Raw genomic sequence first — 14,835 nt, 5'->3', positions numbered from 1 at the left:
CGCCGGGCGCCACTACCAGTAGCAGCCACGCATGGGGTGTAGATACGGCTGAGCGCGGAATTGTGGCGGGGTGGGGGGGTGGGGGCCAGCAGGACCGTTGGCGCCATGGATGGCGCCATCGAGCCCCCATGGACGGGTTCACGGCGTGTCCTGCTGGTCCCCACCCCCCCGCCAGCCCACAGAATGCCTGCTGTTGCTTTAGCCGTTGCTGTTGCCGTTGCCTTGGCCTCGGCGGGTGCCGGGCGCCGCCCGGCCAAAGCCCATCCCCCGCTTCCGGTACAATGTCGGGCCCGTTTCCCAACTACGGTTCCCCGGACATGATGGTCCTCGAGGGCGCGCCCGCCCTGTCGCCGTTCCGCCGCGAACGTCTTGAATCCCGCCTGCAGTCCATCGCGCCCTCCCTGCGCATCAGCGGTGCCTGGCACGTCTACTTCGTGCAGGCCGAGGGCGCTGCCGCCCCCGACGTCGATACCCTGTGCCGCATCCTCGAAGCCCGCCCGCAGGCCGAGGCGGTTGCCGACGGTGCGGTCAGTCGCATCGTGGTACCGCGCCTGGGCACGCTGTCGCCGTGGTCGAGCAAGGCCAGCGAGCTGGTGCGCGGTGCTGGCCAGCCGGTCAGCCGGGTCGAGCGTGGCCTGCGTATCGACGTGCAGGGCTGGCCGGCCGATGCCGCCGCCCAGCAGGCGCTGGTCAAGGCGCTGCATGACCCGATGACGCAGTCGGTGCTGGAGACCGTCGAGCAGGGCCAGTCCCTGTTCTCGACCCCGGCCCGTGGCGAACTGGAGCGGGTGCCGGTGGACCAGCTGGAGGCCGCCAACCAGCGCCTCGGCCTGGCCATGGCGCAGGACGAGATCGACTACCTGCGCGAGCGCTTCAGCGCGCTGGGTCGTTCGCCGTCGGACGTGGAACTGATGATGTTCGCGCAGGCCAACTCCGAGCACTGCCGGCACAAGATCTTCAATGCCAGCTGGACCATCGACGGCCAGGACCAGGAACGTTCGCTGTTCCGGATGATCAAGAACACCCACCAGCAGACCCCGCAGCACACGCTCAGCGCGTACAGCGACAATGCCGCGGTGATCGAAGGGCATCCGGCGTCGCGCTATCGCCCGGACCCGGCCAGCGGTGAGTACCGCAGCGAGCCGACCGTGCCCAGCGCCTTCCAGATCAAGGTGGAAACGCACAACCATCCGACCGCGATCGCACCGTTCCCGGGCGCCTCGACCGGCGCCGGCGGCGAGATCCGCGACGAAGGTGCGACCGGCCGCGGTGGCAAGCCGAAGGCGGGCCTGAGCGGTTTCTCGGTCTCGCACCTGCGCATTCCCGAACTGCCGCAGCCGTGGGAGGCGCCGCGCGCGCTGAACCCGCGCATGGCACCGGCACTGGAAATCATGACCGACGGCCCGCTGGGCGGCGCCGCGTTCAACAACGAATTCGGCCGCCCGGCCCTGCTCGGTTACTTCCGCAGTTTCGAGCTGCCCGAAGGCGCCGACCTGGTGCGTGCCTACGACAAGCCGATCATGCTGGCCGGTGGCCTCGGTGCGATCGACCGTGTGCAGGTCGACAAGATCCTGCTGCAGGATGGCGATGCGGTGATCGTGCTCGGTGGCCCGGCGATGCTGATCGGCCTCGGCGGCGGTGCCGCCAGCTCGGTGGCTTCCGGCGAAAGCGCCGAAGACCTCGACTTTGCCAGCGTGCAGCGCGATAACCCGGAAATGGAGCGCCGCTGCCAGGAGGTCATCGACCGCTGCGTGGCGATGGGCGCCGACAATCCGATCAAGTTCTTCCATGACGTCGGCGCCGGTGGCCTGTCCAATGCCATTCCCGAGCTGCTGCACGACTCCGGCGTGGGCGGCATCATCGATCTGGGCAAGGTGCCGACCGATGACCCGTCGCTGTCGCCGATGCAGTTGTGGTGCAACGAGTCGCAGGAACGCTACGTGCTCGGTGTCGCGCAGGAACGCCTGGCCGAATTCGCCGCGCTGTGCGCGCGCGAGCGCTGCCCGTTCGCTGCGGTGGGCGTGGCGACTGCGGCCGAACACCTGGTGGTGGCCTACGGCGCTGTGCCGGGCAACATTCCGGCCGATGCGCCGATCGATCTGCCGATGGACGTGCTGTTCGGCAAGCCGCCGAAAATGCACCGCGATACCGCGCATCCGCCGGCACCGCGCTGGCCGGCGTTGAAGACCGGCGGGCTGGACCTGCAGGAAGCAGGCCTGCGCGTGCTCGCGCACCCGACGGTCGCGTCCAAGAACTTCCTGGTGACCATCGGTGACCGCAGTGTGGGCGGCCTGACCGCGCGCGAGCAGATGGTCGGCCCGTGGCAGCTGCCGGTGGCCGATGTGGCAATCACCCTGGCCGACTTCAACGGCGTGGCCGGTGAAGCCATGGCGCTGGGTGAACGCACGCCGCTTGCGCTGCTGGATGCCGCGGCATCGGCACGCATGGCGGTGGGCGAAGCGCTGACCAACCTGTGCGCGGCCCCGGTCGATGCGCTGGACGAGATCAAGCTGTCGGCGAACTGGATGGCCGCAGCTGGCCACCCGGGCGAAGACGCGTTGCTGTACGACGCAGTGAAGGCCGTGGGCATGGAACTGTGCCCGCAGCTGGACATCAGCATCCCGGTGGGCAAGGACTCGCTGTCGATGCAGGCGCAGTGGCATGACCAGGGCGAGGCACACAAGAGCGTGTCGCCGGTGTCGCTGGTGATCACCGCGTTCGCGCCGGTGGCCGATGCGCGCCAGCAGCTGACCCCGCTGCTGGACCGTGACGTGGACAGCGAGCTGTGGCTGATCGGCCTCGGTGCCGGCAAGCAGCGCCTGGGCGGTTCGATCCTGGCCCAGGTGCACGCCGATCACGGCGACCTGCCGGCCTTCGCCGGTGCCGCCCCGGACCTGGACGATCCGCAGCGCCTGCGTGGCTTCTTCGAACTGATCCGCGATGCGCGCCAGTCCGGGCTGCTGCTGGCCTACCACGACCGCAGCGACGGTGGTGCCTTCGCCGCCCTGTGCGAAATGGCCTTCACTTCGCGCCTGGGCCTGGACATCGCGCTCGATGCCTGGGGCGATGATCCGTTCCGCAGCCTGTTCAACGAAGAGCTGGGTGCGGTGGTACAGATCGCGCGCGAAGACCGCGCCGCCTTCGCCGACCTGGTCGAGCGCCATGCCCTGACCGAATGCGCGCAGCGCATCGCCAAGCCGACCACCGCGCCGGTGGTGCGGGTGTCGCTGGGCGGCGAGTCGCTGGCCGAGTGGCGCTGGGAAGCGCTGTTCGATGCCTGGTGGTCGGTCACCCACGCCATGCAGAAGCGGCGTGACAATCCGGCCAACGCCGATGCCGAGCGCGAGATCGCACGCGCCTTCACCGCGCCGGGACTGAAGCCGAAGCTGAGCTTCGACCTGGCCGAGGATGTGGCATCGCCCTTCATCAATACCGGCGCCCGTCCGCGCGTTGCAGTGCTGCGCGAACAGGGTGTCAACGGCCAGATTGAAATGGCCAACGCCTTCGAACGTGCCGGCTTCCGCGCCTTCGACGTGCACATGAGCGACCTCATTGAAGGCCGCGTGGCCCTGCAGGACTTCACCGGCCTGGTGGCCTGCGGTGGCTTCAGCTACGGCGACGTGCTGGGTGCCGGCCGTGGCTGGGCGACCTCGATCCTGGAGCGCACTGCGCTGCGCGAGGCGTTTGCCGCGTTCTTTGCCCGCGAAGACAGCTTCGCCCTGGGCGTGTGCAACGGCTGCCAGATGATGAGCCAGCTGAAGGACATCATCCCCGGTGCCGAGCACTGGCCGCAGTTCCGTCGCAACGCCAGCGAGCAGTTCGAAGCCCGCACCGCGCTGCTGGAAGTGGTGGAGTCGCCGTCGATCCTGCTGCGTGGCATGGCCGGTTCGCGGCTGCCGGTGGCCGTCGCCCATGGTGAAGGCCAGGCGGTGTTCGACAACGCGGTGGACCAGGCGGCCGCCCGTGTGGCGCTTCGCTACATCGACGGCAACGGCAACGTGGCCAGCCAGTACCCGCTGAATCCGAACGGTTCGCCCGACGGTATCACCGGCCTGACCAGCAGCGACGGTCGCGTCACCATCATGATGCCGCACCCGGAACGCACCCCGCGTGCGCTCAACCTCAGCTGGGCACCGGCCGAATGGCAGGGCGATTCGCCGTGGATGCGCATGTTCCGCAATGCGCGGGTGTGGTGCGGCTGATCGACGCCCTGCGCAGCTGACGATGCCATCGCGTATGGAAACCCGCCGGGAAACCGGCGGGTTTTTCTTTATCCAGCCGGAAACTCCTGTGCTGGCCATCAGTTACATACGTTTTCATATGTGAGGTTTTCCTCACGTATGCCTAACAAAATAGACAGATAAACAAGTGAAACCGTGAACTGCTTCACGGCAATAAGATTTGCTGTGTCAAAGTCTTGACGATCTGCAAAGATGCCGTTAACACTTGACCCCCGTTTCAAATCTGTTCATTCCGCAGTAACCGCACGGCGCATGCGCTCGGTTTTCTGTCCCTGCGCGCCGTTCGGCAATACCCGCAGTAAATCACGCGAATAAACGCCCCCAGGGGACGTTGAACCACGAAGGTTCGGCGGTGGCGTTGCTTTGCCCAAAACCAGTCCAATCAGGAGCCGTACCGATGAATCGGATTTATCGCAAGGTCTGGAACAAAGCATTGGGTCAGTTGGTGGTGGCCTCGGAACTGGCCTCTTCCAGCTCGTCAGGCGGGGTTGTCGACCAGCGCCGCAGTGCAACCGATGCCGTGCCGGGACGACTGGCCGCGGCGCTGGCCTTGGCAATTGGACTGGGAATGACCGGTGTCGCTTCGGCGCAGTCGGTCGAGATTGGCGGCAGTGCGAACTGCGTGGTGCTCAACAGCAAAGTGGTGGACAAGTGCCTGGTCGATGGCAGCGCCAGCGCCAAGGGCAGCAACGCGGTGGCCATCGGCGCAGGCACCAGTGCCACCGGCGCCAACAGCGTGGCACTGGGTGCAGGTTCCAAGGCGGCACGTGCCAACACCGTCTCTGTCGGTGATGCCGGCAAGGAGCGGCAGGTGACCAACGTCGCCGCTGGCAGCGCTGCCACCGATGCGGTGAACAAGGCCCAGCTGGACGCGCAGGCACGCGCCACGCAGGCCGCGCTGGCGCAGGCGGCCGCCGACGGCAGCCGCTATTTCAAGGCCGATGGCGCTGGCAATGACAGCGACGCGGCGAAGATCGAAGGGCAGGGGGCCATTGCGGTGGGCAGTGGCAGCCAGTCGCTGGCCAACGCCACTACGGCGGTTGGCACCCAGGCGATCGCTGCGGGCATCGGTGCCAGCGCCTTCGGCCAGAACGCGCTCGCCTTCGGCGATGCCAGCGTGGTGGTCGGGCAGAGCGCCGCCGCTTTCGGCCTGGGTGATACGGCAGTGGGCGCCAGCGCAGTGGCGGCCAGCGAGAACGGTGCGGCCACCGCCCTGGGCGCGCTGTCCGAAGCCAGCGCCGATGGTGCAACGGCCGTGGGTGCCGGTGCGGTGGCGATGGGCCCGGGCAGCACGTCGCTGGGGCGCGGTGCGACCGCCGCCAATGAAGCATCGATTGCCGTGGGTGCGTTCAGCACCGCGGTGGGTGAGTACAGCACCGCACTGGGCTCCAATTCGGCGGCCGTTGCCACCGGCAGCGTTGCCCTCGGCGCCGGCTCGCTGGCCGACCGCGTGGATACCGTTTCCGTCGGTGCGGTCGATTACGGCCTGACCCGGCAGATCACCAGCGTGGCCGCCGGTACCGAAGACACCGACGCGGTCAACGTAGGCCAGTTGAAGGACGTTGCGGCCGTGGCCGATGCCACCGCCAAGCGTTTCCAGGCCACCGGCAGCAGCAACAGTGATGCTGGTGCGTTGGCCGAAGGCGATGACGCACTGGCTGCAGGCGAAGCGGCCAACGCGATCGGCAATGGCACGACCGCCGTCGGCGCAGGCGCCACCGCCGTCGCACAGAACGCAACGGCAGTGGGCAACAACGCGCTGGCCTCCGGCCAGAACAGCGCCGCCTTCGGCAACAACGCGCAGGCCGTGGGTCCGGCCAGCGTGGCGGTGGGCGGCGCTGCGGTGGATGCCGATGGCAACCCGTTGATCACCAGCGGCGGTGTTCCGGTGGAAACCGGCGCCACCAGCGCCGGCGTCGGCGGCACTGCGGTGGGCGCCAGTGCCGAGGCCGGTGGGTTTGCTGCATCGGCTTATGGCGTGGGTGCCTACGCTGCCGGCGCGCAGTCTTCGGCGTTCGGCGCGGTGGCCAATGCGGTCGGCGATTACGCCACGGCACTGGGCACGCAGAGCAACGCCACCGGCACCAGCAGCGTGGCTGTCGGCGGCCCGGCCGATCTGATTCCGGGGCTGGGCTTCTTCGTGCAGACCCAGGCCAGCGGTGAAGCGGCCACGGCCGTGGGTGCCGGCGCGATTGCCAGCGGTGATCATGCGGTGGCCAATGGCAGCCTGACCGAGGCATCGGGTACCGAAGCCACGGCCGTGGGCTACTTCGCCTATGCGCCTGGCGAGAATGCCAGTGCGCTGGGCGCGCAGACCTGGGCCAGCGGCGCGCAGAGCACGGCCGTTGGCTACTACGCCACTGCCCGTGGCGCCAACAGTGTTGCACTGGGCGCGAATTCCGAAGCGGTGCGGGCCAACAGCGTCGCTGTCGGCAGCGCCGGCAACGAACGCCAGATCACCAGCGTGGCGGCGGGCAGTGAAGCTACCGATGCGGTCAACAAGGCGCAGCTGGATGCGGTGTCCAGCACCGCCGATGCCACCGCGCGATTCTTCCAGGCGCAGCCGGAAAGCGGCAGCGATGCCGGCGCCTTCGCCGAAGGCGAGGGTGCCGTAGCGGCAGGTTCGGCCAGCAACGCGATCGGTGCCGGCGCATTGGCACAGGGCGCAGGTGCCAGCGCGATCGGCGCCGACACCGTTGCACTGGGCCGCAATACCTTCGCCGACGGTGACGGTGCGGTGGCCGTGGGTGGTTTGGGCCAGGCCTACGACGAGTACAACCAGCCGCTGCTGGATGATCAGGGCAATCCGGTGCAGATCGGCACCACCGCCGCGGCCGGTTCCACCGCCGTTGGCAACGCCGCGCAGGCCACCGGCGCCAGCAGCAGCGCCTTCGGCAATGCGGCACAGGCAACCGGGGACAACAGCTTCGCGGCGGGCGGCACGTCGCGCGCCACCGGCGGTTATGCCGTCGCCGTGGGCGACAGCGCCTTCGCCAAGGCAGACGACAGCACCGCCGTCGGTGGTTACAGCACTGCCAGCGAGGAAGGTGCCACCGCGTTCGGCGCCGGTGCCTGGGCGACCGGTCGCAATGCGTCGGCGTTCGGCCCCGCAGCATGGGCCAGCGCCAGCGGCGCCACGTCCATCGGCTACAACAGCTGGGCCAACGGCACCAGCTCGACCGCGGTCGGTCGCGGCGCCTTCAGCTATGGCGACAACAGCGTCGCGCTGGGCTTCCAGGCGCTCGGCAACAGCATCAACAGCATCGCCATCGGTACCAACACGGTGGCCGGCGGTGAAAGTGCGATCGCCCTCGGCGCCGGCAGTACCGCCAGCGGCAACAACGCCGTTGCACTGGGTGCCGGTTCGGTGGCCAGTCGTGACCGCAGCGTGTCGGTGGGCAGCGCAGGCAGCGAACGCCAGATCACCAGTGTTGCGGCCGGTACCCAGGCCACCGATGCGGTGAACAAGGCGCAGCTGGACGCGGTGGCATCCAGTGCGGCAACCACCAGCAAGTACTTCCAGGCCAGTGGCAGCGACGACAGCGATGCCGGTGCTTACGTGGAAGGCGACAACGCCTTGGCCGCCGGCGAAGCGGCCAATGCCATCGGCAATGGCGCCACCGCACTGGGCAGCGGTGCCAATGCGCTGGGCAGCAACGCACAGGCACTGGGCTTCAATGCCCTGGCCAGTGCCGCCAATGCCAGTGCGATCGGCGCCAACGCGCAGGCCACCGGTGAATACGCCACCGCGCACGGTGCAGAGAGTGAAGCCAGCGGCGAGCAGAGCGCGGCCTTCGGTGCGGCGTCGGTTGCCAGTGGCGCCGGCAGCACCGCCACTGGTGTGTTGTCCGACGCCAGCGGCGAAGAAGCGGTGGCCGTGGGTTACTTCAGCAATGCCAGTGGCGAGGCCGCCACGGCGGTCGGCAGCGAGAGCGTTGCCAGTGGCACCGCCTCGGCGGCGTTCGGCATCGGCGCCGAAGCTACCGGCGGGTACAGCACCGCCATTGGTGGCTACGCCAATGCCTCGGCCTTCAACGCCACCGCGTTCGGCAACTTCGCCAATGCATCCGGTTCCAACAGCGTCGCCGTGGGTGGCGATTCGGAGGCGTCCGGCGCCTACAGCACGGCCACCGGCCAGGGCAGCCTGGCCACCGGCACCAACGCCGTTGCAGTGGGTGGTTCGTTGTTCGGCCTGCTGGCGACCGAGGCCTCCGGCGATTACGCCACCGCCGTCGGTGGCGGCGCCTATGCAGCGGGCACCAACAGCACCGCGCTGGGCAATGCGGCCGAATCGCGTGGCGCCAACAGCGTCGCGCTGGGCGCTGACTCGATTGCCGACCGTGACAACACGGTGTCGGTCGGTGGTGGCGGCAACACCCGCCAGGTCACCAACGTGGCCGCCGGTACCCAGGGCACCGACGCGGTGAACAAGGACCAGCTGGACGCGGTGGCTGCTGAAGGCGCGCGGACCAGCAAGTACTTCCAGGCCAGCGGCAGCACCGACAGCGATGCCGGCGCCTACGTTGAAGGGGACAGTGCGCTGGCTGCCGGTGAGGCCGCCAATGCGATCGGCAGCGGCGCCACCGCACTCGGTAGCGGCGCAACGGCGGTTGCCGCCAACGCCACCGCCGTTGGCTTCAACAGCCTTGCCAGCGGCGCCGATGCAGCGGCGGTCGGCACCAACGCGCAGGCCACTGGCGAAGACAGTGCTGCCCTTGGCAGCGGCGCGGTGGCCAGCGAAATAAGCAGCACTGCGACCGGCGCAGGCGCGCAGGCAACGGCGGTGTACAGCACCGCCAACGGTGCCGAGGCGGTCGCCAGCGGCGCGCAGTCGCTGGCCAGTGGCTTCCGTTCGGCAGCCTCTGCAGACGGCACCACCGCAGTCGGCGGCTACAGCGAAGCCAGCGGTCGCCTCGGCTCGGCGCTGGGCTATGGCACCGTGGCCAGTGGTGCCAACAGCACCGCTGCCGGCGTGTTCGCTGCGGCGTCAGGCGCCAGTTCGGTGGCCATGGGTGATTCCAGCGAAGCCAGCGGCGATGAGAGCGTGGCCATCGGTGGCAGCACCTTCTTCGGTCTGGTGCCGGCGCGTGCCAGCGGCTACGGTGCCGCAGCCTTCGGTGCCGGTGCCTGGGCCACCGATGACTACGCCACTGCGATCGGCTGGAATTCGTGGGCCAACGGCGCCGAATCGACGGCGCTGGGTGCCAGCGCCACCGCCAACGGCATCAACAGCGTTGCAGTGGGTGCCGGTTCCAAGGCAGACCGTGACAGCACGGTGGCCGTCGGCAGCACCGGCAACGAACGCCAGGTGACCCACGTGGCGGCTGGCACCGAAGGCACCGATGCGGTGAACAAGAACCAGCTCGATGCCGTCGCCGCTACGGCGGACAAGACCAGCAGGTACTTCCAGGCCAGCGGCAGCGCCGACAGCGATGCCGGTGCCTATGTGGAAGGCGACAACGCACTGGCTGCCGGTGAAGCGGCCAATGCAATCGGCAATGGCACCACCGCGCTCGGTGGTGGTGCCACGGCCGTGGCCGCCAACGCCACTGCCGTGGGCTTCAACACGCTGGCCACGGGCAGCAATGCGGCCGCGGTGGGCAGCAACGCACAGGCCACCGGCGAAGACAGTGCCGCACTCGGCAACGGCGCGGTAGCCAGTGGCATCAGCGCCACCGCTACCGGCACCGCCGCGCAGGCCAGCGGTGTCTACAGCACGGCCAACGGCGCAGAAGCCGTCGCCAGCGGTGCGCAATCGCTGGCCAGTGGTTTCCGCAGTGCCGCCTCTGCCGATGGCACCACTGCCATCGGCGGTTACAGCGAAGCCAGTGGCCGCCTCGGCACCGCGCTGGGCTACGGCTCGGCGGCGACCGGCGCGAACACCACTGCGGTAGGGTTCGGCGCGGCCGCAGCGGGTAGCGGTGCAGTGGCCGTCGGCCAGTCCAGCGAAGCCAGTGGTGCCGAAAGCGTGGCCATCGGCGGCAGCACGTTCTTCGGCCTCATTCCTTCGCGAGCCAGCGGTACCGGCGCGTCGGCATTTGGTGCCGGCGCGTGGGCCACGGATGACTACGCCACTGCGATCGGCTGGAATGCCTGGGCCGATGCGGCCGACAGTACTGCCCTCGGTGCCAGCGCTACGGCCAGCGCTGCCAACAGCGTCGCTCTTGGCGCAGGCTCGAAGGCGGACCGTGCCAACACGGTGGCCGTCGGCAGCGCAGGCAGCGAACGCCAGGTCACCCATGTTGCCGCTGGCACCGAGACCACCGATGCGGTGAACAAGGGCCAGCTGGATGCAGTGGCCGGTGTCGCCGACAAGACCAGCAAGCACTTCCAGGCCAGCGGCAGTGCCGACAGCGATGCCGGCGCCTATGTGGAAGGTGACAGCGCGCTAGCGGCCGGTGAGGCGGCCAATGCGATCGGCAATGGCGCCAGCGCGCTTGGCAGCGGCGCCACCGCAGTTGCGGCCAACGCTACTGCGGTCGGTTTCAATGCGCTGGCCAGCGGCGCCAACGGCGCTGCGCTGGGCAACGCGGCACAGGCCACCGGCGTGGACAGCGTGGCCCTGGGCAGTGGTGCTGCCGCCAGCGAGCTCGGCGCCAGCGCCACCGGCGCCGGTGCGCAGGCCAAGGGTGCCTACAGCACCGCCAGCGGCGCGCAATCCACCGCCAGTGGCACGCAGTCGCAGGCCAGCGGCTTCCGCGCGACGGCGACGGCTGACGGCGCTTCGGCACTCGGTGCCTACGCCGAGGCCAGTGGCCGTCTCGGTACCGCGGTGGGTTATGGCGCCAAGGCCGTGGGCGGTAACGGAACGGCCCTCGGTGTCAGCGCCCAGGCCAACGGGGCCAATAGCGTCGCCTTGGGTGGCGGCTCGGTCGCCGACCGTGCCTTCACTGTGTCGGTGGGCAACGCTGGCTTGAACCGGCAGATCACCAACGTCGCCAACGGCACCGAGTGGAACGACGCCGTCAATCGCGGGCAGCTGGATGTGGTCGCCTTTACCGCCAACACCACCAACCGCTACTTCCGTGGCAACGGCAGTGGAACTGCGAGTGCCGTGGGCACCGATTCGGTGGCGATGGGTTCGACAGCCACCGCCGTCGGCGCACGCAGCATCGCGTTGGGCAGCAACGCCACGGTGCCCGCCAGCGGTGCGATTGCCGTGGGTGCCAACGCCGGTGCGACCGGCGTCAACTCGGTGGCTCTGGGTACGGGCGCGACTGCCCTGGAGGCCAACGTGGTGTCGGTCGGTGGCGGCAACGGAACAAATGGCCCGGCCCGGCGCCGCATCGTCAACGTCGCCGATGGCCGCATCGCCGCCGGCAGCAGCGATGCAGTAACTGGTTCGCAGCTCAACGTCACCAACCAGCGTGTGGGTGCGGTGGAAACCCGTGTCGGTGATTTCGACTCGCGCATCGCCACCGTTGAAACCAGCGCGGCCAATTCGGTCGGTTACGACGACGCCAGCCGTGACCGCCTGACCCTGGCCGGTATCCAGGGCACCACCATCGACAACGTCGGCGCCGGCAGCATCGCGTCCGGCAGCCGCCAGGCGATCAATGGCGGCCAGCTGTTCCAGTCGCTCAGCGATGCCGCCAGCTTCCTGGGTGGCGGCGCCAGCGTCGGCATGCAGGGCGTGTTCGTGGCACCGAACTATGTGATCCAGGGTTCGACCTACAACAACGTCGGCGATGCACTGGGCGCGCTGGATCGCAAGGTCAGCGAGATCGATCGTCGTACCGCCGGTGGTTCACGTTCGGGCGCGGCCAGCCTGCGTTCGATGGCAGCCCCGTTGGATGCACCGCTGGATGCAGCCGCCGGTGCGGCCGATGCCGGTCTGGCCGATGCCGGTGCGACCAGCTCCAGTGCCCGCGTGCAGGGTACGCCGACGGCGGCCAGTGCAGGCAGTGCACAGCCGGCGCTGGTCGGCGGCGGTGGCATCAACGCCGTGGCGATGGGCGAAGGGGCCGTTGCCAGCGGTGCATCGTCCACCGCAATCGGCCAGGGCGCGAGCGCAACGGCGGCCAATGCGGTGGCGCTGGGCCAGGGCTCGGTTGCCGATCGGGCAAACACCGTCTCGGTGGGCAGCGAAGGCAACGAACGCCAGGTCACCAACGTGGCCGCCGGCACCACCGCCACCGATGCGGTCAACAAGGGCCAGCTGGACCGTGGCATGGCCACGGCCAACAGCTACACCGACAGCCGCGTGCAGGCCGTGACCGACAGCTTCGATGTGTTCAAGGGCGAAGTGGATGGACGCCTGCGCCACATGGATCGCCGCATCGATCGCCAGGGCGCGATGAGCTCGGCGATGCTCAACATGGCCACCAGTGCCGCCGGCATCCGCACCCAGAACCGGGTCGGCGTCGGCATTGGCTTCCAGGGTGGCGAATCGGCCATGTCGCTCGGCTACCAGCGCGCGATCAGCGATCGCGCAACGGTCACCGTCGGCGGTGCCTTCAGCAGTGATGACAGCTCGATCGGCGTGGGTGCCGGTTTCGGCTGGTAAGTGTGCAGACACGTGCCGACGGACAACCCCCGTCGGCACGTCATGCAGTGAGCGCCAAAGGGGCGTGGCACGGCAACCCTGGTGGGCCAGCCAGGGCAGTCGCAGGGAGTGATGGCCGTAGTGAGCTCCGCCTGTGCAATGGGCGGAGAAGGAAAGCTCAACCATGACCTTGAAGAGGATTTCGAACGTGACCAAGAAACAGACCCTTCGCATCAATGTGCTGGCTGCCGCCGTGCTGTCGTTGACTGTCGGCGTGGGTGCCGCCCATGCGACCGGACAGGGCGTGGCCAAGGAGCCGTCGCGCCTGGCCAGCGCTGCCCAGCAGAGCGTGGACGGCGTCATCATCAAGTACCGCAGCGGCACTGCCGCTTCCAGCGACCGCTCGGCCAAGCTGTCGGTGGTGCAGTCGGCACTGTCGCGCGCCATTGTCAGCAGTGGTACGACCAGCCGCGCTGCTGCGCTGGCCCCGCAGGTCGAACGCAAGCTCGGCACCGGTGCCGACCTGGTCCGATTGAAGTCCAAGCTCGGCAATGCCGACATGCAGAAGGTGCTTGCCGAACTGAACGCCGATCCGTCGGTACAGTACGCCGTCGCCAACGTGCGCCTGCAGCGCTCGGAACTGCGTGCCACCAACGCACAGCCGGCACTGGTACCCAACGATCCGGACTACCAGCGCCTGCAGTGGAACTTCCACAACGCCACCGGTGGCGTCAACGCGCAGCCGGCATGGGACGTCTCGCAGGGTGAAGGCGTGGTGGTGGCCGTGCTCGATACCGGCATCATTCCCAACGTGCCCGATTTCGGCAGCAACCTGCTGGAAGGCTACGATTTCATCAGCGACAAGGAATCCTCGCGCCGTCCGAACGATGGCCGTGCACCGGGCGCCACCGACTACGGTGACTGGGTGGAAACGGCCAACGAGTGCTACACCGGCTCGCTGCCCGATGACAGCTCCTGGCATGGCACGCACGTAGCCGGCACCATTGCCGAAGTGGCCAACAATGGTTCGGCCGTGGCCGGCCTGGCCTACAAGGCCAAGGTGCTTCCGGTGCGCGTGCTGGGCAAGTGCGGCGGCACCCTGGCCGACATCAGCGACGCCATCACCTGGGCCTCCGGCGGTACCGTGGCGGGCGTTCCGGCCAATGCCAACCCGGCCGAAATCATCAACATGAGCCTGGGCGGTGGCGGTGCCTGTGATGCCGCTTACCAGGATGCGATCAACGGTGCGGTCTCGCGTGGCACGCTGGTGGTGGTGGCCGCCGGCAACGAAACCGACAACGCCTCCAAGTACCGTCCGTCCAGCTGCGCGAACGTGGTTGCAGTGGGTGCAACGCGCGTGACCGGTGGCATCACCTATTACTCGAACTATGGCGCGGTGGTCGACCTGGCCGCACCGGGCGGCGGTGGCAGCGTGGACGGCAATCCGAACGGCTACATCTGGCAGATCGGTACCGACGCGACCCAGGGCCCGACCGGTGGCCAGTGGATCTACATGGGCAAGGGCGGCACCTCGATGTCCTCGCCGCATGTAGCGGCGGTGGCTGCCATGGTGCAGAGCGCGCTGATCGCCAAGGGCAAGGAGCCGCTGGCGCCGGCCGCGCTGGAAACCCTGCTCAAGCAGTCCGCGCGACGCTTCCCGGTGACCATCCCGGCAGCCACGCCGATCGGCAGCGGCATCCTGGATGCCAAGGCCGCACTGGATGCCGCACTGAAGGAGCCGTGCACCGAGAACTGCGAGCCGGAAGGTATTCCGCTGACCAACAAGGTGACCGTGGGTGGCCTGACCGGTGCGGCGGCCAGCGAGACCGTCTATACCTTCGAAGCGGCGGCCGGCAAGACCCTGAGTGTGCTGACCTACGGTGGCAGTGGCAACGTGTCGGTCTACCTGGCACAGGGCCGTGTGCCAACCGCGACCGACAACGATGCCAAGTCGACCCGCCCGGGCAACACCGAAACCGTGCGCGTGGCCAAGCCGGTTGCTGGCACCTATTACATCAAGGTGGTGGGCGAGGCGGCCTATAACGGGGTCAGCATTCTGGCGACCCAGTAATCTGCAACTGTCGTAAATGAATAAGCGAAGCCCGTCAC

Annotated in this window: 3 protein-coding genes; all 3 read left to right on the top strand. The window is 68.5% G+C overall.

Annotation, left to right across the window (positions count from 1 at the left end):
* Window positions 1–317 precede the first annotated feature (317 nt).
* The 3 genes from purL (at window position 318) to ACVOLJ_RS05290 (ending at window position 14,797) form a co-directional block, all read left to right on the top strand.
* Window positions 318–4,202, top strand: coding sequence for a phosphoribosylformylglycinamidine synthase (gene purL / locus ACVOLJ_RS05300; RefSeq protein ID WP_481563638.1), 3,885 nt, complete (start codon window positions 318–320; stop codon window positions 4,200–4,202).
* 436 nt (window positions 4,203–4,638) lie between these two features.
* Complete coding sequence (locus ACVOLJ_RS05295; RefSeq protein ID WP_481563637.1) at window positions 4,639–12,747, top strand: ESPR-type extended signal peptide-containing protein; 8,109 nt, start codon at window positions 4,639–4,641, stop codon at window positions 12,745–12,747.
* A 187-nt stretch (window positions 12,748–12,934) separates the two neighbouring features.
* A complete protein-coding gene (locus tag ACVOLJ_RS05290; RefSeq protein WP_475279307.1) occupies window positions 12,935–14,797 on the top strand; it encodes a S8 family peptidase in 1,863 nt (620 codons plus the stop codon).
* Window positions 14,798–14,835 lie beyond the last annotated feature (38 nt).

The organism is Stenotrophomonas sp. STEN046, from assembly GCF_056759755.1.
The sequence above is the reverse complement of the archived record's forward strand: the minus strand, read 5'-3'. Positions and strand labels throughout refer to the sequence as shown.

Excerpts from the sequence above, each read along its gene's own strand:
- purL (WP_481563638.1), top strand. The coding sequence starts at position 318 with ATGATGGTCCTCGAGGGCGCGCCCGCCCTGTCGCCGTTCCGCCGCGAA.
- ACVOLJ_RS05295 (WP_481563637.1), top strand. The coding sequence starts at position 4,639 with ATGAATCGGATTTATCGCAAGGTCTGGAACAAAGCATTGGGTCAGTTG.